The organism is Streptomyces daqingensis (genome assembly GCF_014645895.1).
Taxonomy (GTDB): Bacteria; Actinomycetota; Actinomycetes; order Streptomycetales; family Streptomycetaceae; genus Streptomyces; species Streptomyces daqingensis.
Genome location: NZ_BMMP01000011.1, coordinates 49,245 through 68,044, shown reverse-complemented (window position 1 = coordinate 68,044; position 18,800 = coordinate 49,245). Strand labels below are relative to the sequence as shown.

The window sequence follows — 18,800 nt, the reverse complement described above, 5'->3', positions numbered from 1 at the left end:
CGTCTGTCAGGAGTCGGTCAGAAGTCGCTCTGGCGTCGGTCAGAAGAACGTGCGGACGTAGTCCGTGACCGTGCCGTCCGCCGTCGCCTCCGGGATGAGCTGCCACTTGTCGAAGATCGTGCACGGGTGGGAGAGGCCGAGCCCCACCCAGTCCCCGACGGCCAGGTCGCCGGCGCTTTCGGTGCTGACCCACGCGTGCTGGTCGGACAGGGCGGTGACCGTGACGCCGTCTGCGGGACGCGTCTCACCGCCGGCGCCGCGGACGGTGTGCGGCTGGGGGAGGTGGAGGTCGAACGCCGCGTCGCGCTTCCCGGCGTTGAGGAACGCCTGGTGCGGCGTCGGACGGGAGACCACCTGCGCCCAGAGCGTGAACGCCGCCTGCAGCGCGCCCTCTTCGGGTACGCGGTTGAAGGGCGTCTTGTCGCGGTACTGACCGTCGTCGTGGGAGACGTACGCCCCCGAGCGGAGGAGCTTCAGCACGGGTTTCGACAGGGCGGGCATCTCCTCGAAGACCTCGGCCACCGCGTCGAACCAGGCGCTGCCGCCCGCGCTGACGACGATCTCGGACAGCCCGTCGAAGCGGCCCGCGGCGTCGAACTCCGCGGCGAGGGCGGTCAGCCGGCGGAGCCAGGCGGTGACCGCGGCGGGCGAGGCGCCGGGCACCTCGCCCTCGTACCCCGCGACGCCGACGAGGCGCAGCGTCGAGGTGGCCGCGACGGCGTCGGCGACCGCCGCGCACTCGGCCTCGGTGCGGACGCCGGTGCGGGCCTCCGCTCCCGCCGCGAGTTCGACGACGACGTCGAGGGGGCGTTCCGCGCCCCGCAGCGCCGTGTCCATCTGGGCGACGCCTTCGGTGGAGTCGACGTAGCAGACGAAGCGGAAGTCAGGGTCGGAGTCGAGCTCCCGGGACAGCCAGCGCAGTGCCGCGGGGTCGACGAGTTCGTTGCCGAGGAAGATGCGCCGGACCCCGAACGCCCGCGCCACGCGCACCTGGTGGGGGACGGCGAGCGTGATCCCCCAGGCGCCGTGGGCGACTTGGCGCGCGAAGAGCTGGGGGGCCATGGAGGTCTTGCCGTGCGGTGCGAACGCGAGGCCGTGGCGTTCGGTGTAGGTCCTCATCAGCGCGAGGTTGTGCTCCAGGCGCTCCGCGGAGAGCGCCAGCACGGGTGTGGTGAAGCCGCCGGTGAACAGGTTGCGGCCTTCCGCGGCGAGGGCGCCGACGGTGGTGCCGGACGCATCGGGCGGCAGCCCCTTGAAGCGGTGGTCGACGCGCTCCTCGGCGAGGGCGGCGAGAGCGGCCTGCGGGTCCGCGCTGGACATGGCGACTCCGATTCATTGCAAGTAATGCAATCCGCATTGCGTATTTCGCTTACGGCTGTCTAGCATCCCGGCGAATACCCGTCAATCGATGAGAAGTGGTGCGCACAGTGGCGAGCACCGATGTCGTGTGTCTCGGCGAATCCATGGTCACGTTCCTGCCGTCGCAGCCCGGACGGCTGGCCGACGTGCCGTCCTTCGAGCGCGCCATCGGCGGCGCCGAGTCCAACGTGGCCTGCGCGCTCGCGGGTTCGGGATGGAAGGTGAGGTGGGTCAGCCGGGTCGGCGTGGACGGCTTCGGCGACCACCTCGTGGAGGCGGTCGCGGCGCGCGGTGTCGATGTCGGACTTGTCGGACGGGACCGCTCCCGCTCCACCGGCATCTACTTCCGCACGGACGGTGAGCGCCCCACCACTATGGACGCCTCGCAGGGCGTCGCCGAGGTCCTGTACTACCGCGCCGGCTCCGCCGCCTCCGCCATGTCGCCCCGCACCGTGGACGTCGCGGCGATCGACGACACCGCGGTGCTGCACGTGAGCGGCATCACCGCCGCGCTCTCCGAGGACTGCCTGGAGCTGATGCGCGTCCTGACGGCGCCCCGCGCGGGACGTCCGCTCGTCTCGTTCGACGTCAACTACCGGGTGGGGCTGTGGAAGCGGGCGGGACGCGACCCGGCGGTGCTGCTGGATCTCGCCCGCGGCTGCGACCTCGTCTTCGTCGGCGAGGACGAGGCCGCGGCGGCCTGGGGCGTCACCGACGGTCCCGCGGCCGTCAGGGCGGCGCTGCCCGAGCCGGGAGTGCTGATCGTCAAGCAGGGCGAGAAGGGCGCGACCGCGTTCGTGCGGCGGGGCGGGGACGTGGTCAGCGACGGGGACGGGGCGGACGTCGTCGTCACGGTGCCGGCTCTGCGCGTCGACGTCGTGGGGCCCGTCGGTGCCGGGGACGGCTTCGCCGCGGGTGTGATCTCCGCGACACTGCGCGGCCTGCCCGTACGGGAGCGGCTCCGGCACGGGCACCTCACCGCCGCGGCCGCGCTCACGGTGCCCGGCGATCTCGCCGAGCCCCCCGCCCGTCCGCTCGCGGACCGGCTGGCCGCCCTGGACGACGAGGCGTGGGGGAGACTGCGCCTCGGTCCCGGGTGGGACTCCGTGAACGCACAGAAGGCGAACGAACCATGAGCCAGACAGTCGACCGCGCCCTGACGATCCTGCCGCTGCTGGCCGAGGGTCCGGCGAATCTGGAGCAGGTCGCGACGCGGCTCGGCGTGCACAAGTCCACGGCTCTGCGGCTGCTCCGCACCCTCCACGAGCACGGCATCGTCCACCGCCAGCCCGACCAGCGCTACCGCCTGGGCGCGCGCCTCTTCGCCCTCGCCCAGCAGGCCGCCGAGAACCTCGACGTACGGGAGATAGCCCACCCCCATCTCGTGGAGCTCAACGCCCGTACGGGACACACCGTCCACCTCGCCGTGCACGAGGGGGACGAGGTCGTCTACATCGACAAGGTCGAGAGCCGCTACCCGGTGCGGATGTACTCCCGTATCGGGAAGCCCGTGGCGATCACCGTGGCCGCCGTCGCGAAACTGCTCCTGGCCGACCTTCCCGAGCCGGAGCGGCGCCTGCTCGCCGAGCGGCTCGAATACCCCCGCTACACGTCCCGTTCCCTCACCAGCGCCGGCGCCTTCCTGGAGGAGCTGGCCAGGGTGCGCGAACAGGGCTGGGCCACCGACCTCGGTGGCCACGAGGAGTCCATCAACTGCGTCGGCGCTCCGGTGCGCGGGCCCGACGGGCGTGCTGTCGCGGCCCTGTCGGTCTCCGCGCCGAACGTGGTCGTCAGCGCGGACGAACTCCTCGAACTGCTGCCGCTGGTGCGCCGCACCGCCGACGCCGTCAGCGCCGAGTACTCCGGACAGACCCCACCCAAGGAAGCCCGATCATGAGCGAGAAGCTGACCAAGACGGCCCTCACCCCGGCCACCCACACCACCCCGCCCGCGCAGTTCTCGCACGGCGTCCGCAAGGGCGGCCTGCTGCAGGTGGCGGGACAGGTCGGGTTCGGCCCGGCCGAGCCCGGGCAGGCGCCCCGGCCCGTCGGCCCCGGCCTGCGCGAGCAGACCCTGCAGACCTTCGCGAACGTCGAGTCCATCCTCCGGGAGGGCGGCGCGAGCTGGGAGGACGTGGTGATGATCCGCGTCTACCTCACCGACACCGCGCACTTCGCCGAGTTCAACGAGATCTACGACGAGTACTTCGCGGACCTCACCGAGGCCCCGGCCGCGCGCACCACCGTCTACGTGGGCCTTCCCGCGGGACTGCTCGTCGAGGCCGACGCCCTCGCCGTCCTCGGCTGAGGAGCAGGCGACCCACTCCGGCCGGGCCGCCCCTCCCCGCGGGCGCCCCCGGGCCGCCGCACACGCCCCGGTGCCCGAAGCCACCAGCCCACACACGCAGTCGACACGAGAGCCACGAGGTCCACCATGCTGCTCGCCGCTCCGGCGCCGGAGGAGGCGCCGCCGCACACAGGCGGTCTGCTCGCACTCATAGGCGGCACCGGCGGTCTGCTGACCGTCGCCGCGCTGGGCATCCTGCTGCTGCTCTTCCTCATCATCAAGGTCCGGCTGCAGCCCTTCGTGGCCCTGCTGGGCGTCTCGATCGCCGTGGGCCTCGCGTCGGGCCTCTCGGTGACCGAACTCTTCGGCACCGTGCAGAAGTCGGACGCCGTCTCCCTCATCGAGGAGGGCATGGGCGGCATCCTCGGACACGTCGCCATCATCATCGGCCTCGGCACCATGCTGGGCGCGATACTCGAGGTCAGCGGCGGCGCGGAGGCGCTCTCACGGCGGCTCCTGACCCTCTTCGGGGAGAGGCGCGCACCGCTGGCCATGGGCCTGACGGGCCTGATCTTCGGCATTCCCGTCTTCTTCGACGTCGGCATCTTCGTCCTGGCACCGATCGTCTACGCCGCGGCGAAGCGCTCCGGTAAATCGATCATCCTCTACGCCATGCCGCTGCTGGCCGGCCTGTCCATGACGCACGCCTTCCTGCCGCCGCACCCGGGCCCGGTCGCGGCTGCGGGACTGCTCAAGGTCGACCTCGGCTGGGTGATCATGATGGGCGTCGTCACGGGCATCCCCGCGGTGGCGGCCGCCTGGGCGTACTCGACGTGGATCGGCAACCGGCTCTTCGTCGAGGTCCCGCAGGACATGGTCGAGGCCGCCGAGGAGTCCAAGGCGGCCGTCGAGGCGGAGAAGAAGGCCGCGGGAGTGACGGGGGAGAGGCCCGTCTCGCTGAGCGTGGTGCTCGCCATCATCGGGACGCCGCTGCTGCTCATCCTGATGGCGACCTTCTCCTCCATCGCGCTCGGCCCCTCGACGCTCCGCTCCGTCCTGGAGTTCTTCGGGCACCCCTTCGTGGCGCTGACGATCGCGCTGCTGCTCGCGTACTGGCAGCTCGGGCTCAAGCACGGCTGGTCCCGCCAGTCCCTGGAGACCGTCTCGACCGCTTCGCTGAAGCCCATCGGCAACATCCTTCTCGTGGTCGGCGCGGGCGGTGTCTTCGGCGCGGTCCTGGAGGGCAGCGGTGTCGCGCAGGCGCTGGCGGACACCTTCGACGACGCGGGCCTGCCGGTGATCGTGCTGGCGTATCTGCTCTCGCTCGTGCTGCGGGTGGCCCAGGGCTCGGCGACCGTGGCGATCGTCACGACCGCGGGCATCGTCGCTCCGCTGCTGGCTGCCGGGGACTTCTCGCAGCCGCACGCCGCGCTCGTCATCATGGCGATCTCGGCGGGCTCCATCTTCGCGTCCCACGTGAACGACGGCGGATTCTGGATCGTCTCCCAGTACTTCGGCATCTCGGAGCGGGACACCCTGAAGTCCTGGACCGTGCTGGAGTCCGTCCTTTCGGTCGCCGGCTTCGCGGTGGCCGCCCTGGTGAGCCTGGTCGTCTAGGGCGTGTCTAGGCGGCGGGCCCTCCTGCCCCGCAGGTCGCCCGACTCGTCCGGAACCTCATCTTCCGCTTCTGGGGGCGCCGTTGCGGTCCTGTGGGGTCTTGTGGAGGCGCCTCTCCTGCGCCAAGAATGCACGGCGTCATCCCCCACGAATCATCGCTTCGATATTCGGTGAAGGAGAGGAACCCCCCACCATGAAACGACCTCTCGTCGGCTCCCTGGCAGCGACGCTCTTCGCGGCCGTCGCAGTCACCGGAGCGGCCGCGACGCCGGCGGCCGCCGCCGAGCAGCAGTCCTCCGGTTCCGCGAAGTCCGCGGCGCCGGCCGCCGCCCCCGACTTCGCGGGCACGGTCGCGCTCAGCAACTGCTCGGGCTCGCTGGTGAAGATGCCCGAGTCCAAGGACTCGGACCCCGGTCTCGTGCTGTCCAACGGGCACTGCCTCGAAGAGGGCATGCCGGAGCCCGGCAAGGTCGTCGTCGACCAGCCGTCGCAGCGCAGCTTCTCCCTTCTCGACGCCTCCGGCGCCGAGGCGGGCCAGCTGACCTCCACCAAGATCAGCTACGCGACGATGACCGACACCGACGTCTCGCTCTACGAACTCGACGCCACGTACGAGGAGATCAAGAGCGAGACGGGCATCGACGCGCTGGAGGTCCAGGCCGCGCACCCCGACGCCGGCAAGGCCATCACCGTCGTCTCCGGTTACTGGAAGGAGACCTACAGCTGCTCCATCGACGGCTTCGTGCACGAGCTGCGCGAGGACGGCTGGACGATGAAGGACTCCCTGCGCTACACGAACGAGTGCGACACCAAGGGCGGTACGTCCGGGTCGCCGGTCATCGACGACGCCTCCGGGAAGATCGTCGGCGTGAACAACACCCGCAACGAGAACGGGCAGGAGTGCACGCTCAACAACCCCTGCGAGGTTGACGAGAACGGCAACGTCACCGTCAACGAGGGCACCGCGTACGGTCAGCAGACCCACACCCTGACCAGCTGCATCGCCGCTGGCAACAAGGTCGACCTGAGCCTGCCCGACTGCAAGCTGCCCAAGCCGTAAGCAGAGCTCCTGCTTGGGCGGGCCGGTGTCGTGGCGCGGCGGTGCCACGACACCGGGTCGGTCCTCGGGAGAGGCGCGACCGGCCTGCGTCCGCTTCATCACGGGCGAAGCCCCCGGACATGCCGTCCGGGGGCTTCGCGTGCGTACGGGGCGGTGGGGACGCCCCGCAGCGGGTGGCGTGGTGCGTGTGTCACCCCAGGGCGTCGACGTGCGGGCCCACCGTGCCGGACCAGCTGTTGCCGTTGGAGGCGTCCCAGTTGGTGGACCAGGTCATCGCGCCCCGCAGGCCCGGGTAGGTCTGCGCGGGCTTGAAGCTGCCGCAGTTCTCGCCCTTGGTCAGGCAGTCGAGGGCCGCCGTCACGACGCCGGGCTCGACGTAGCCGGAGCCGGCGGCGCTGGAGGAGGCGGGGGTGCCGATGCCGACCTGTGAGGCGTCGAGTCCGCCCTCCAGCTGGATGCACGCGAGCGCGGTGAGGAAGTCCACCGAGCCCTGGGAGTAGACCTTGCCGTCGCAGCCGTTCATCGAACCGCTGTTGTAGTACTGCATGTTGACGACGGTCAGGTAGTCCTTGATGTTGAGCGCCGTCTTGAAGTACTCGGTCGACGTGGACTGCATGTCGATGGTCTGCGGCGCCATCGTCACCACGACGTCGCTCTTGCGGCTGTGGATGCTGTCCAGCGCCTTCGTCATGTACGTGGAGTTGAGGCCGTTCTCCAGGTCGATGTCGACCCCGTCGAAGCCGTACTCGTCCATGAGGCCGACGACGCTGTCCGCGAAGGCGGTGGCGGAGGCGTCGTCCGCCACGCTGACGGCGCCCTTCTCCCCTCCGACCGAGACGATCACGGACTTGCCCGCCGAGTGCTTCGCCTCGATGTCCGCCTTGAACTCGTCCTCGGAGCCGTAGCCGGTGGCCGGGTCGAGGGTGAAGTCGACCTGGCCGGGAGTGCCGGTGGCGTCGGCGAAGGAGACGGCGATGATGTCGTAGTCGCCGGGTACGTCCGAGAGCTTCTGCTTGGCCGCTCCGTTGTCGAAGTTCTGCCAGTAGCCGGTGACCGCGTGCGCCGGCACGGCCGAGGCGCCTACCGCGGGCTGCTCCGAGGCGGCCGGCGCCTCCGCGGCGGCCGCGGTTCCTGTGAGCAGTCCGCAGATTGTCAGTGCCGCTGCTGTGACGGCGCCGAGCGTGCGCGGGCCGCCGCGGAAGTGGGATCGGGTCTGTGCGCGTGCCACAACTGCCTCCGTGGTGGGGGGAGATGGGAGAAAGCGGTGCGAAGCATGGCGCGCCGGGCCCGTCGCGTCGCAGACAACATGGTCCAGACCAATGCACTTGTCAAGACTTCCGGCAGCCGGACGAGGCCTTGTGCTGATCGTCCATCGGGGGATTTGATTCGCCGGGCAGCACCTGACTAGGGGACGAGTACAGAGGCGGTAGGAGATGGCAACCGAAGACAGCACGCACAGCGGGGAGTCCGCCCCGGCCGCGCCTCCAGCCCGGAAGGCCAGCTGGAAGCTGGTGGGGCCAGGAATCGTCGTCGCGGCGACCGGCGTCGGTGCGGGCGACCTCGTCGCCACGCTCATCGCCGGAAGCAAGTACGGCTACACGCTGATGTGGGCCGCCGTCATCGGCTGCATAGTCAAGATCGCGCTGGCCGAGGCGACGGGCCGCTGGCACCTGGCGACCGGCCGGACGATCTTCGACGGCTGGCGTTCCCTCGGCCCCTGGACCACGGTCTACTTCGCGATCTACGTCGTCGTGTGGGGCTTCGTGTACGGCGGCACGGCCATGTCCTCCTCCGGCCTCCCGCTGGACGCCCTCTTCCCCGGCGTGCTCGACCTCAAGGCCTGGGCCATCATCACCGGGCTCGTGGGGCTCGTCTTCGTCTGGTTCAACCGGTACGCCGTCTTCGAGAAGGTCATGACGGTGCTCATCGGCGTGATGTTCGTGATCGTCGTGTACGTCGCGATCCGCGTCGTGCCGGACATGCAGGCCGGCTTCGCCGGGCTGCTCCCCGTGCTCCCCGACGGCTCCCTGCTCTACACGCTCGGCCTGATAGGCGGCGTCGGCGGGACGATCACCATGGCCGCCTACGGGTACTGGGTGAACGCGAAGGGATGGACCGACAGCAGCTGGATGAAGATGATGCGGCTCGACAACCGGGTCGCCTACATCACCACCGGCGTCTTCGTCGTCGCCATGCTGATCGTCGGAGCCGAGCTGCTGCACGCCTCCCAGGTGGCCATCGCCGAGGGCGACAAGGGGCTCGCCGACCTCGGCAAGGTCCTCGATGAGCGGTTCGGCGGCTTCACCGCGAAGCTCTTCCTCATCGGCTTCTTCGCCACCTCCTTCACCTCGCTGATCGGCGTGTGGCACGGCGTGAGCCTGATGTTCGCCGACTTCGTCGAACGCATCCAGGCCGCCCGGAAGAGCGGCGGGGGCGACGAGCAGGCCGTGGCGGCCGTGGCCAGCGGCAGCCGGGAGCGCTCGCTTCCCTTCCGCGGCTACCTGCTCTGGCTGACGTTCCCCCCGATGACGCTGCTGTGGCTGGAGCAGCCCTTCGGGCTGGTCGTCGCCTACGGCGTGCTCGGCGCGTTCTTCATGCCGTTCCTCGCGCTGACGCTCATTTGGCTGCTCAACTCCAGCCGTACGCCCCAGGAGTGGCGCAACGGCGTCCTGAGCAACGTGATGCTCTTCCTCTCGGGGATGCTCTTCATCGTGCTGTGCGTGCAGCAGGTGCGCGAACTGCCCTGGTGACCGGCGGGAGATCCCGCTGACCGGCCTTCCGGCACTTCCGCGGCGCCCTCGCCCCCTCCGGGGCGGGGGCGTTCCGCTGCCCGCTGCGGCGAGCCGGGACCCGTGAAACCGATTGCCGCGCTCCCGGCCCGGGGTATGGCAGGGGGAGCGGGCCCGGCCGGATGCCGTGACGAGGTGTCGGGCGCCGGAGCTCCGCCGTAAGGTGTGATGTCGTCAGATCAGCATGACGGTCGACAACCCGGGTGTCGTCGGCCCGGCAACGGATTCCGGGGGCGGGAGGGCGGGATGCCAACTGCGCTGGCAGTCACCAGCGATGGTCACGTGCTGCCTCCACCCGACCGGCAGACCCCGCGGGCGCACGTGTACCGCCCGCCGGGAGACCAGCCGCTGGAGCTCGCGCTCGCCGAGACGCAGCGCCTGATCAACCAGCACGGCCACCTCGTCGTCGTATATCCGGCGACGCTCGACAAGCCGTTCCTGCACCGGCTGCACACCATCCGCTCGGTGCTGGAGAGCGACCGGATCGCCCTGCTGCCGACACGGCTGCCGCCGCTCGGAACGGCCGTCCTCGTACGGCAGTTGAGGCAGCTCTCGCTCTGCGACTTCAGCCCCGGCGTGCTCGCCGCCGCCGGGCGGCTGCTCGCGCACTACGTCTACGCGGGTGCACTGCTCAACTCCGTCGCCAAGCTCGACCACGTCTCCGTACCGCTCACCGCCCACGCCAAGTCCTGGATTTCCAGGTCTCAGTTCGCCGTCCTCGCCGCCCCCAGCGCTCAGCTGGTACGGCTCGACGCGAACGGCGCGGCGGCCGGCGGCGGAAGCGAAGCGAGCCTGGCGGGGCCGCAGTTCCCCACGCACCTCACGGTCGCCCGCGGCGCCCTCGACTCCGAGTGGGTGAGCGGCACGCTGGCCGCCCAGTGGAACGTACGCGGAGTCCAGGAGGCGCAGCTGCCCGGGGAGTCGGCCCGCTGGTGGGGCACCGGCAAGCTCATCGAGTTCGCCGCCGCCATACCCGACGTCTCCGTCCTCTACCAGCTCGTCTCGTCCGTGCGGCGCGACGAATGCCACTGGTGCGGTCTCGAACTCATCGGCGACCGCTGCGCGTTCTGCGCCGCACCCGCCTCGTACGGGCCCGCACCCGCGTCCCGCCGCGCGCCCGGCCCCCTCGTTTCATCCCGACCGGACGCCGCCGCCCGGCCTGCCGCGGGCCGCGGCGGCAGCGGCCTCGGCGGTTACCGCCGCGCATCGGCGGGCCCTCCCGCCGCCCCGCACACCCGTCACGCCGTCGTCGCCGATCCCCGAGGTCTGTAGTCCATGAATTCACGCCAGCGCCGCGGCGTCCTCCTGCTCATCGTCTCCGTCCTGTGCGCGCTGGCGGCGTTCGCCGGCGTGCTGGCGTTCATACGTGACGTGGAGTCGAAGGTCGGTCCGGAGAAGACGGCCTACAAGCTCACGTCGGACGTCCCCGCCTACGCCTCCCTGAGCGGCGCCGAGTTCGACAAGGTCGAGATCCCCGAGCGGTGGCTGCCCGAGACGGCGGTCACCGACCTCGACGACCTGCGCGGCAAGGTCGCCACCAGCAAGCTGCGCAAGGGGTCGCTCCTGCAGGCGGACATGGTGTCCGAACGCCCCGAACTCAAGCCGGGCGAGCAGGAGATCGCCATCATGATCGACGCCGAGACGGGCGTCGCCGGGAAGATCAACCCCGGCAGCCGGGTCAACATCTTCGCCACCTTCGAGGGCGAGCAGCAGAGCGGCGGCAAGGGCCGGGCGCCGAACCAGTCGAAGGTCATCGTGAGCGACGCCAAGGTCATCGACGTCGGCAAGCTCACCCCGTTCAAGGAGGGCGACGACGACGAGCGCACCCGCCGGCGCGAGCGGGACGGTGTGCCGATCACCTTCGCCCTCTCCGCGGCGGACGCCCAGCGCGTCGCCTACGCCGAATCGTTCGCCGAGCACGTCAGGCTCGCGCTGGTGGCCCCCGGCGACGCGGCCGACATACCCGACAGCGACCGTACGTACACGCTCTCCGGGGACAAGTGAGGCAGGAATAGCCGATGGTCACCCGCATCCAGCCAGCAGTCAGCGACCCGGACGCCGCCAGGTCCCTCGTCGGCCTGCTGCGGCAGCTCCCGGACAGCGAACCGATGCCGCCCGCGGTCGACTCCGCACAGCTCCTCGACGCGCTCGCCCAGGCGGGCGGGGGGACGGGCGCGGACCTGCCGGAGGTCGTGCTGGTGCACGAACTCATCGGTCCGCAGCCCGCGTTGGAGCTCATCCGCGAGGTCGCGCTCCGTTTCCCGGCCGTGGGCGTCGTCCTCATCACCCGTGACACCAGCCCCCCGCTCTACTCGGCGGCCATGGACGCCGGCGCCCGCGGCGTCCTCGGACTGCCGCTGAGCTACGACGAGTTGGCGGCGCGGGTCGGCGCGGCCGCCTCGTGGGCGGCCGGCGTCCGCCGCCACCTGGGCGGAGGAGGGGAGGAGCCGGCAGGGCCGGGCGGCACGGTCGTCGCGGTCACGGGCGCCAAGGGCGGTGTCGGAACCACCCTGACAGCCGTGCAACTGGCCCTCGCCGCACAGGCGTCGGGCCGCGGCAGCGCCCTGGTGGACATGGACCTGCAGTCGGGCGACGTCGCCTCGTACCTGGACGTCCAGTTCCGGCGGTCGGTCGCCGACCTCGCGGGCATCGAGGACATCTCCGCGCGGGTACTCCAGGACGCCGTCTACACCCACGAGTCGGGGCTGGGCCTGCTCCTCGCCCCGGGAGAGGGCGAGCGGGGCGAGGACGTCGACGACAGGGCGTCACGGCAGATCGTCGCGGCGCTCAGGGCCCGGGCACCCAGCTCAACGCCGCCAACGCCGCCGCCATCGAGACGGCCGACCTCGCCGTGCTGCTCACCACGCCCGACGTCGTGGCCGTCCGCGCGGCGAAACGCATGGTGCGCATGTGGGACCGGCTGCAGATCCGCAAGGCCGAGGAGACCGTCACCCTCGTCAACCGCACCTCCAGAATGAGCGAGATCCAGCCCTCGCTGGTCTCCCGCATCGTCGGTACGCCGGTGGCCCGCTCCGCCGTCCCCGCCAACTTCAAGGAGCTGCAGAGCGCCGTGGACGCGGGGCGCATGCAGGACCTCGACCCCAAGGGGTCGGTGCGGCAGGCGCTCTGGGGGTTCGCCGGCGAGCTGGGCCTGGTGACCGGCGCGGAGACGACCGCCGCCGGCAGACCCGGCGGCAGGCAGGGCAAGGGCGCACGGAGCGCCAGGTCCGCCGGCAAGCAGCAGGGACCGGCGCGGAGCACGGGACCCGCCGGCATAGCCCCGGCCCCGGGCAGCCGGGCGCTGCCGGCCGGCGGCTCGGGCGGCGCGGGGACCCAGGGCACGCAGGGGACGGGCCCGGCCGGGGGCGCGGGAGGCGCCGCACCAGGCACCGCACCCGGCACCGGACCTGGCGGTACCTACGGAGACGGCGCGTACAACGGCGGGCCGCAGGCGGGCACCGGCGCCGAACGGCAGGCGCTGCCGCCGGGGCCGTCCCCCGCGGGGGCTTCGAGCCGGACGCTGGGCACCTCCTTCAACGACACCTACGGGAGGCCGGCGCCCGCATACGGCCGCCCCGACCCCGCTCCCCGCCCCGACCGCACCCACGGGATCGGACCGGCGCGTACGGACTCCGTCTTCGGCGCGCCGCCGGGAGCCGCCCGCGGCGGCCACGAGCCGGACGACGACGACGGCGAACCCAGCGTCTGGGGCGACCGGGGCGCCCTGACCGTGGAGTTCGCCGGGATCGCCCCCATCGTGCTGGTGGTCCTCGCCGTGCTGTGGCAGTGCGTGCTCATCGGCTACACGTTCTCCCTCGCGGGCAACGCGGCCGACGAGGCGGCGCGAGCCGCGACAGCGGCCGCGTCCGGCGGCGACGCGCAGAGCGCCTGCCAGGAGGCGGCGACCGAGCACCTGCCCGCGAAGTGGCGCGAGTCCTCGTCGGTCGACTGCAGCCTCTCCGGGCACCTCTGGAAGGCGGACGTCGACCTCAGCGCACCGGTCCTCTTCCCCGGCGCGGGCAAGCTCCCCTTCACGGTCAACGGCACGGCCGGCGCCGCGGAGGAGGGGTGAGCGGCATGGGCGCACGGGACAGGCTCGGCGCACGGGCCCTTCTGCGGCGTGCCGTGCGCGGCCAGGACCCCCAACGCGGCTCGTCCAGCCTGGAGTTGGCGGGCATGATGCCGCTGCTCCTGCTGGTGGCCGTGGCGGCGATCCAGCTCGGCATAGCGGGTTACGCCGTCCAGCAAGCCGGTACCGGCGCCCGGGCCGCGGCCCGCACAGCCGGCCAGGAAGACCTCGCCGACGCCTACGCCGCGACCGGAAGGGCGGCCATGTCCGGCTGGACGGCCTCCCGCAGCAGCTTCGACCTCGGCGGTGGCGCGGACGAGGTGGAGGTCACCGCCACCGTCACCATTCCGTCCGTCATACCCGGAGTCGACGACTTCGGCGACGCCTCGCGTTCGGCCACCATGCCCCGCGACTGACGGGGCGTACGTACGCCGCGCACGAGGGCCGCACCCGCAGCCGAGAACAGCACAGCCGAAACAGCACACCGAGGACCGACCCCGCGAGCAATGGGCACAGCCCACGCAAGAGCCGAACGCACAGAGAGGAGGCCGGAGATGAGTCTGCGGGCCCGCATCACCACCCCGGAGTCCCGCGCGCGCAACGGAGCCGCGCCGGCCGACGGGACCAGCCACCTCGTGCCGGTCTACCGGCAGAAGCTCCTCGAAGAGATCGACCTCGCCGAGATGTCCGCCCTGGCGCCGCAGGAGCGCAGGGAGCGCCTGGAGCGCGTACTCGGGCACCTCATCAGCCGTGAGGGCCCCGTACTGGCCACGGACGACCGGGAGTTGCTCATCCGGCGCGTCGTGGACGAGGCGCTCGGCCTCGGCGTCCTCGAACCGCTGCTGGAGGACGCCACCGTCACCGAGATCATGGTCAACGGACCCGAGCAGGTCTTCGTCGAGCGTGGCGGGCGCGTCGAGCAGGTGCCGGTCCGCTTCGCCTCCGAAGAGCAGCTCATGCAGACCATCGAGCGCATCGTCTCCACGGTCAACCGCCGTGTCGACGAGTCCAATCCGATGGTCGACGCCAGGCTCCCGTCCGGCGAGCGCGTCAACGTCATCGTCCCGCCGCTCTCCCTGACGGGCCCCACCCTCACCATCCGGCGCTTCCCCCGCGCCTACGCCCTCCACGAGCTGATAGCGCTCGGCACGCTCGACGAGCACATCCTCTCGCTGCTCTCGGCCTTCATCCGCGCCCGGTTCAACGTGATCGTCTCGGGCGGCACGGGCAGCGGCAAGACCACGCTCCTCAACGCCCTCTCGGGGCTCATCCCCGAGCACGAGCGCATCATCACCGTCGAGGACGCCGCCGAACTCCAGCTCCAGCAGCAGCACGTCATCCGCCTGGAGACCCGCCCGCCCAACGTGGAGGGCAAGGGCCAGATCACGGTCCGCGACCTCGTACGCAACTCGCTGCGCATGCGCCCCGACCGCATCATCGTCGGCGAGGTACGCGGCGGTGAGACGCTGGACATGCTGCAGGCGATGTCGACCGGCCACGACGGATCGCTCGCGACCGTGCACGCCAACAGCGCGGAGGACGCGCTGATGCGGCTGCAGACCCTCGCCTCCATGTCGGAGGTCGAGATCCCCTACGCGGCGCTGCAGGACCAGATCAACTCGGCCGTGGACGTCATCATCCAGCTCGCGCGCCTCGCAGACGGTTCGAGGAAGATCGTGGAGATCGTCCTGCTCGCCTCGCACGGCCGCGAGACCTTCCGCATCGCCTCCGTCTCGCGGTTCGACTCCAGGCCCATGTCCGCGGACGGCAAGGTGCACGGCAGCTTCGAGCACCTGCCCGTGCCGCGGCGCGCCGCCGTCAGACTCCAGATGGCGAGCGAGACCGTACCGCCCGTCTTCGGAGTCGCGGACGACGCCGACCGGCTGACGACGAGAGAGGCGGGGTAGCGCGCCGCCCGTGCGGCACGGACGAACCCACGAGCACCGCGCCCGCCGCCCCGGCCCCTGCGAGGAGAGCGGCGGGCCGCGGCCGAGACAGGACCGGCAGACACATGACCTCGGAGCCCAGGACCCCGCCATGGACACCACCGCACAACTCGCGCTAGGAGCCTTCCTGCTGGCGAGCTCCCTCGCCGTCGTGGGAGTGCTCACCTACGCGGCCGGACGTGCGCAGCGGCAGACGGTGATCGAACGCCTCTCCGGCGAAGGCGCCGTCCGCGAGCTGCCCTCGGGCCGCCGGAGGCGCTTCACCGGCGTGGACCGCCGGTTGCGCCGCACCCGCCTGGGACACCGGGTCCAGCTCAAGCTCGCGGCGACCGGCCTGGACATCACGCCGGGGGAGTTCGCCGTCTACGTCATCGCCGCGGTCGCGGGGCTCTGGCTGGTGGCCGCCTCCCTCCTCGCCCCCTTCTTCGGGCCCATCGCGGGCCTCCTCGGAGCGATCTCCGCCAACGCCTTCCTCAGCCACCAACGCAGGCGCCGCACCGAGCAGTTCATCAGCCAGCTTCCCGAGCTGTCGCGCATCCTCGCCAACGCCACCTCGGCAGGACTGGCGCTCCGCACGGCGCTCGGCATGGCCGCGGAGGAGCTCGAGGCGCCTGCGGGCGACGAACTGACGCTGGTCATCAACCAGTTGGCCGTCGGGCGCTCCATCGACGATGCCCTGGGCGAGCTCGCCGAACGGCTGCCGTCGCGTGAACTCGTCGTGCTCGTCACGACGTTGGTTCTCGCGAACCGTGCCGGAGGCACTCTCGTCGCGTCCCTGCGGAACCTCACCGACACGCTGGAGGAGCGCAAGGAGACCCGTCGCGAGGTGCGCACGATGCTCGCCGAGGTCAACGCGACGGCCTTCACGGTCCCGGTGCTCGGCCTCGGAGCGATGCTGATGATGAACTCGATGATGCCCGGCGCCCTTGCCCGCGTCACCGGCTCCGCGCTCGGGCAGATCGCGATCCTCGCCGCCGTCGCGCTCTTCGCCACCGGCTTCTTCGTCATCCGCCGCCTCGGCAAGATCGAGATCTGAGAAGGAGGTCCGAACCGCCATGCTGCCCCTTCTCCTCGCCGCCGCCGTCGGACTCGCCGTGTACGGAGCCATCGCGGGCATACGGATGTACCGAGCCGAGACGAAGCTCCCCAGCGACCTCGCCGTCGCACTCGAGGTCGGAGCGACCCGCACGACCGCGCGGGAAGCCGCGGTCGACAGGCTGGGCATGCCGCTCGCACCGTTCGTCCTGCGCCTGATGGGCAGCCGGCGCGTCGACAGGAAGCGCCGCAAGATCGACCAGGCCGGAAACCCCGGCGGTCTCACCGTCCAGCGCTACGCGGCCCGGCGCGCCGCCTACGGAGTCTTCGGCGTCCTCATGGCACTCGTGGGGCTCTCGGCGGACAGCGTGCTCTTCGCGGTGATCGTGCTGGCTTTCGGGTTCACCGCTGCCGACCTGGCGATCCTCCAGGCCATCCGCGACCGCAAGCGCGTCATCGAACGCACCCTGCCCGACTTCCTCGACGTGCTCGCGGTCGTCGTCTCCGCCGGTCTGAGCTTCCGTCAGGCGCTCGAACGCGTCTCCGAGCACTACGAAGGCCCCTGGGCGGACGAACTGCGCATCACCCTGCGCCAGATGGACCTCGGGGTCGGCCGGCGCCAGGCCTTCGACGAGCTGCGCAAGCGCAACTCCAGCGACCAGGTCGACCAGTTCGTCACCGCGCTCCAGCAGGGCGAGGAACTGGGCGCGCCCATCGCGGACACCCTCATCCAGATCGCCACCGACATGCGCCGCACCGACGCGCAGAACGCCCGCCGCCAGGCGGCGAAGACCGTGCCCAAGGCGACGATGACGACCATCGCCTTTCTGCTGCCGGGAACGCTGCTGCTGATCGTCGCCACATTCGTCCTGGGCTCCGACACGGACTTCGGTTCCGTCCTGAGCGGATGAGGGCATGACGTACGAGACCAACACCCGGCGCACGGCGGCCGTTTACGCCAAACTCGAAGGGCGGCCAGTCGCCCCCTTCGTCGGCGCCGACCGATGTGGCACAGTCAGCATTCGGACTACGGCGGCGGGCCGCGGGAGGAGAGGGAGACCGGAATGACAGGCCGTCTCTTCCCGACCCGCCCGTCGAACTGCCGGGGAACCGCCGCCCGTTTCACGGACGGCGAGAGTGTCAAGAACTACAGCAACCGGGCCGGGGGCGCAGGGGGACATCCGCCCACGGGGCACAACTCGGCCATCAGCGAAGGAGATCGTGATGTCGAAGGCCATGCTCCGCTGGCGCCAGCGCGTCGCGGAAAGGACGCAGGGCCGCGAGTCGGAGAGCGGCGCCGGAGCCATCGAATACGCGGGCATCGTGATCATCGTCGCGGGGATCATTCTGGCGATTCGCGGCCTGGGTCTGGACACCGCTATTTCCGCGGGGATCGCGACAGCGGTGAACAACATCCTCGGTGGCGGCGGATAACGCGGCGTCGCCCCCACAGCGATGAGGGACAGTCCGTGATCCTGTACGGCGCGGTCATCGCCGGTCTGCTCTTTCTCGCCTTCGCGTTCTTCGCGGTCGCCCAGGCCGGGACGGTGCGGAACGGGGCACAGTCAGCCGCCGACGCCGCCGCTCTCGCCGCCGCGCAGGACGACCGGGACGAGCTCTTCGACGGCTTCCTCGACGATCTCGGCAACGGGGACGACTGGCAGGACTGGCTCGACGGAATCGCCTCGCTCACCGGCGACGGATGCGGCGAGGCGGAGTACTTCGCCGGCAGGAACCGCTCCGACGTACTCGAATGCGATGCGGTGACGCAGGACGGTGACGACGGCTACACGGTGAAGATCCGTACGCGATTCGACACGGGCGACTCCATCGTCCCCGGCGCCGACAACAAGAAGGCCCAGGCGAGCGCCACCGCCGTGATCAAACCGCGCTGCGAGTTCGACGACGACGCTGAACTTATCGAAATCACCTGTGACGGTGAGGACTTCACCATCGATCCGGACGACATCGACCTTGATCTGAAGCCGTCGGATCTCTTCTCGGTGGTGCTGGTCGGCTGATGGACGTACGACGACTTAAGGACGAGCGATCGATGACCGTGAAGCGCACCAGGAAGACACGCACGCGAATGGCCGCGGCCGCGATCTTGACCGGCCTGGTGCTCGTGGCGACCGGTTGCAGCAGCGGCGATGACGGCGGCGGAAAGCCGGACGGCTCGTCCGAAAAGCAGGAGAAGGACGGAACCAGCGGGGGATCCGGCGGCGAGGAGAAGGTGCTCGCTCAGGTGAAGGGCGGGAAGGGCGGCAACCTCACGCTCACCGTCACGTCGGCGGAGCGGGATTCCTCGGGATTCACCACCTTCAAGGGGACGTTGAAGAACGACGGTCCCACCGTGGTGGTGCTACCCGGGTGGGCGAGCGAAGAGAAGGAACTCAAGGACAACGGCCTTTCCATGGCGGGCGCGACCATGGTCGACAAGAAGGGCAAGAAGCGCTACTTCATCCTCCGGGACACCAACGGCCGCTGCCTGTGCACGAGGTTCTCCGGAGGCTTCCAGCAAGGCGAGACGACGGAATGGTTCGCTCAGTTCCCCGCACCGCCGGAGTCCACCACCTCGGTCGACTTCCAGGTGGCGGACATGCCCAGCGCTACTGTCGAACTGTCGGGGGAATGACTAG

Annotated in this window: 18 protein-coding genes and 1 pseudogene; 17 read left to right on the top strand and 2 right to left on the bottom strand. The window is 70.9% G+C overall.

Translation table 11 applies throughout. From position 1 onward, the window contains the following. Positions 1 to 39: 39 nt before the first annotated feature. On the bottom strand, positions 40 to 1,320 hold the full coding sequence (locus IEY56_RS17400; RefSeq protein WP_189038135.1) for an alanine racemase: 1,281 nt from the start codon (positions 1,318 to 1,320) through the stop codon (positions 40 to 42). Positions 1,321 to 1,418: 98 nt separating this feature from the next. Between IEY56_RS17400 and IEY56_RS17395 the strand changes: the two genes are divergently transcribed. From IEY56_RS17395 to IEY56_RS17375, 5 genes are all read left to right on the top strand, one after another. Continuing rightward, positions 1,419 to 2,495: a sugar kinase gene (locus tag IEY56_RS17395; protein ID WP_373292111.1), complete on the top strand. Its 1,077-nt coding sequence runs from the start codon at positions 1,419 to 1,421 to the stop codon at positions 2,493 to 2,495. Then, entirely contained in the window at positions 2,492 to 3,256 is a 765-nt protein-coding gene (locus tag IEY56_RS17390) for an IclR family transcriptional regulator (RefSeq protein ID WP_189038134.1), read from the top strand. The genes IEY56_RS17395 and IEY56_RS17390 overlap by 4 nt, the downstream gene beginning before the upstream one ends. Further along, complete coding sequence (locus IEY56_RS17385; protein ID WP_189038133.1) at positions 3,253 to 3,666, top strand: RidA family protein; 414 nt, start codon at positions 3,253 to 3,255, stop codon at positions 3,664 to 3,666. The genes IEY56_RS17390 and IEY56_RS17385 overlap by 4 nt, the downstream gene beginning before the upstream one ends. A gap of 126 nt (positions 3,667 to 3,792) precedes the next feature. Then, the gene (locus IEY56_RS17380; RefSeq protein ID WP_189038132.1) at positions 3,793 to 5,262 is read left to right on the top strand and encodes a GntP family permease; all 1,470 of its coding nucleotides are present in this window, start codon (positions 3,793 to 3,795) and stop codon (positions 5,260 to 5,262) included. Positions 5,263 to 5,455: 193 nt separating this feature from the next. Further along, the gene (locus IEY56_RS17375) at positions 5,456 to 6,322 is read left to right on the top strand and encodes a S1 family peptidase (protein WP_189038131.1); all 867 of its coding nucleotides are present in this window, start codon (positions 5,456 to 5,458) and stop codon (positions 6,320 to 6,322) included. Positions 6,323 to 6,512: 190 nt separating this feature from the next. On the opposite strand, the gene IEY56_RS17370 is transcribed toward IEY56_RS17375, so the two are convergent. Then, the gene (locus tag IEY56_RS17370; RefSeq protein ID WP_189038130.1) at positions 6,513 to 7,550 is read right to left on the bottom strand and encodes a chitinase; all 1,038 of its coding nucleotides are present in this window, start codon (positions 7,548 to 7,550) and stop codon (positions 6,513 to 6,515) included. 205 nt (positions 7,551 to 7,755) lie between these two features. On the opposite strand from IEY56_RS17370, the gene IEY56_RS17365 reads away from it, so the two are divergent. The 12 genes and pseudogenes from IEY56_RS17365 to IEY56_RS17310 all read left to right on the top strand — a co-directional run bounded on the left by IEY56_RS17365 (position 7,756) and on the right by IEY56_RS17310 (position 18,796). Further along, complete coding sequence (locus IEY56_RS17365) at positions 7,756 to 9,072, top strand: Nramp family divalent metal transporter (protein ID WP_189038129.1); 1,317 nt, start codon at positions 7,756 to 7,758, stop codon at positions 9,070 to 9,072. Between the two features lie 285 nt (positions 9,073 to 9,357). Next, complete coding sequence (locus IEY56_RS17360; protein ID WP_229711966.1) at positions 9,358 to 10,383, top strand: hypothetical protein; 1,026 nt, start codon at positions 9,358 to 9,360, stop codon at positions 10,381 to 10,383. A 3-nt stretch (positions 10,384 to 10,386) separates the two neighbouring features. After that, positions 10,387 to 11,115 (top strand): Flp pilus assembly protein CpaB, encoded by a 729-nt coding sequence (cpaB, locus tag IEY56_RS17355; protein WP_189038128.1) that lies wholly within the window; start codon positions 10,387 to 10,389, stop codon positions 11,113 to 11,115. A 14-nt stretch (positions 11,116 to 11,129) separates the two neighbouring features. Further along, positions 11,130 to 12,310 (top strand): annotated as a pseudogene (locus IEY56_RS29215) (CpaE/TadZ family protein); the annotation flags it as partial. A 531-nt stretch (positions 12,311 to 12,841) separates the two neighbouring features. After that, on the top strand, positions 12,842 to 13,183 hold the full coding sequence (locus IEY56_RS29210; RefSeq protein WP_444544893.1) for a TadE/TadG family type IV pilus assembly protein: 342 nt from the start codon (positions 12,842 to 12,844) through the stop codon (positions 13,181 to 13,183). A 5-nt stretch (positions 13,184 to 13,188) separates the two neighbouring features. Beyond that, the gene (locus tag IEY56_RS17340) at positions 13,189 to 13,596 is read left to right on the top strand and encodes a TadE family protein (protein ID WP_189038126.1); all 408 of its coding nucleotides are present in this window, start codon (positions 13,189 to 13,191) and stop codon (positions 13,594 to 13,596) included. A 138-nt stretch (positions 13,597 to 13,734) separates the two neighbouring features. After that, positions 13,735 to 15,087, top strand: coding sequence for a TadA family conjugal transfer-associated ATPase (locus IEY56_RS17335; protein ID WP_189038125.1), 1,353 nt, complete (start codon positions 13,735 to 13,737; stop codon positions 15,085 to 15,087). 130 nt (positions 15,088 to 15,217) lie between these two features. Then, entirely contained in the window at positions 15,218 to 16,162 is a 945-nt protein-coding gene (locus tag IEY56_RS17330; RefSeq protein ID WP_189038124.1) for a type II secretion system F family protein, read from the top strand. A 19-nt stretch (positions 16,163 to 16,181) separates the two neighbouring features. Then, positions 16,182 to 17,072, top strand: a complete 891-nt coding sequence (locus tag IEY56_RS17325) for a DUF5936 domain-containing protein (protein ID WP_189038123.1) — start codon at positions 16,182 to 16,184, stop codon at positions 17,070 to 17,072. Positions 17,073 to 17,385: 313 nt separating this feature from the next. Beyond that, complete coding sequence (locus IEY56_RS17320; protein ID WP_189038278.1) at positions 17,386 to 17,595, top strand: hypothetical protein; 210 nt, start codon at positions 17,386 to 17,388, stop codon at positions 17,593 to 17,595. Between the two features lie 35 nt (positions 17,596 to 17,630). Beyond that, entirely contained in the window at positions 17,631 to 18,182 is a 552-nt protein-coding gene (locus IEY56_RS17315; protein ID WP_229711965.1) for a pilus assembly protein TadG-related protein, read from the top strand. Between the two features lie 32 nt (positions 18,183 to 18,214). Then, the gene (locus IEY56_RS17310; RefSeq protein ID WP_189038122.1) at positions 18,215 to 18,796 is read left to right on the top strand and encodes a hypothetical protein; all 582 of its coding nucleotides are present in this window, start codon (positions 18,215 to 18,217) and stop codon (positions 18,794 to 18,796) included. Positions 18,797 to 18,800 lie beyond the last annotated feature (4 nt).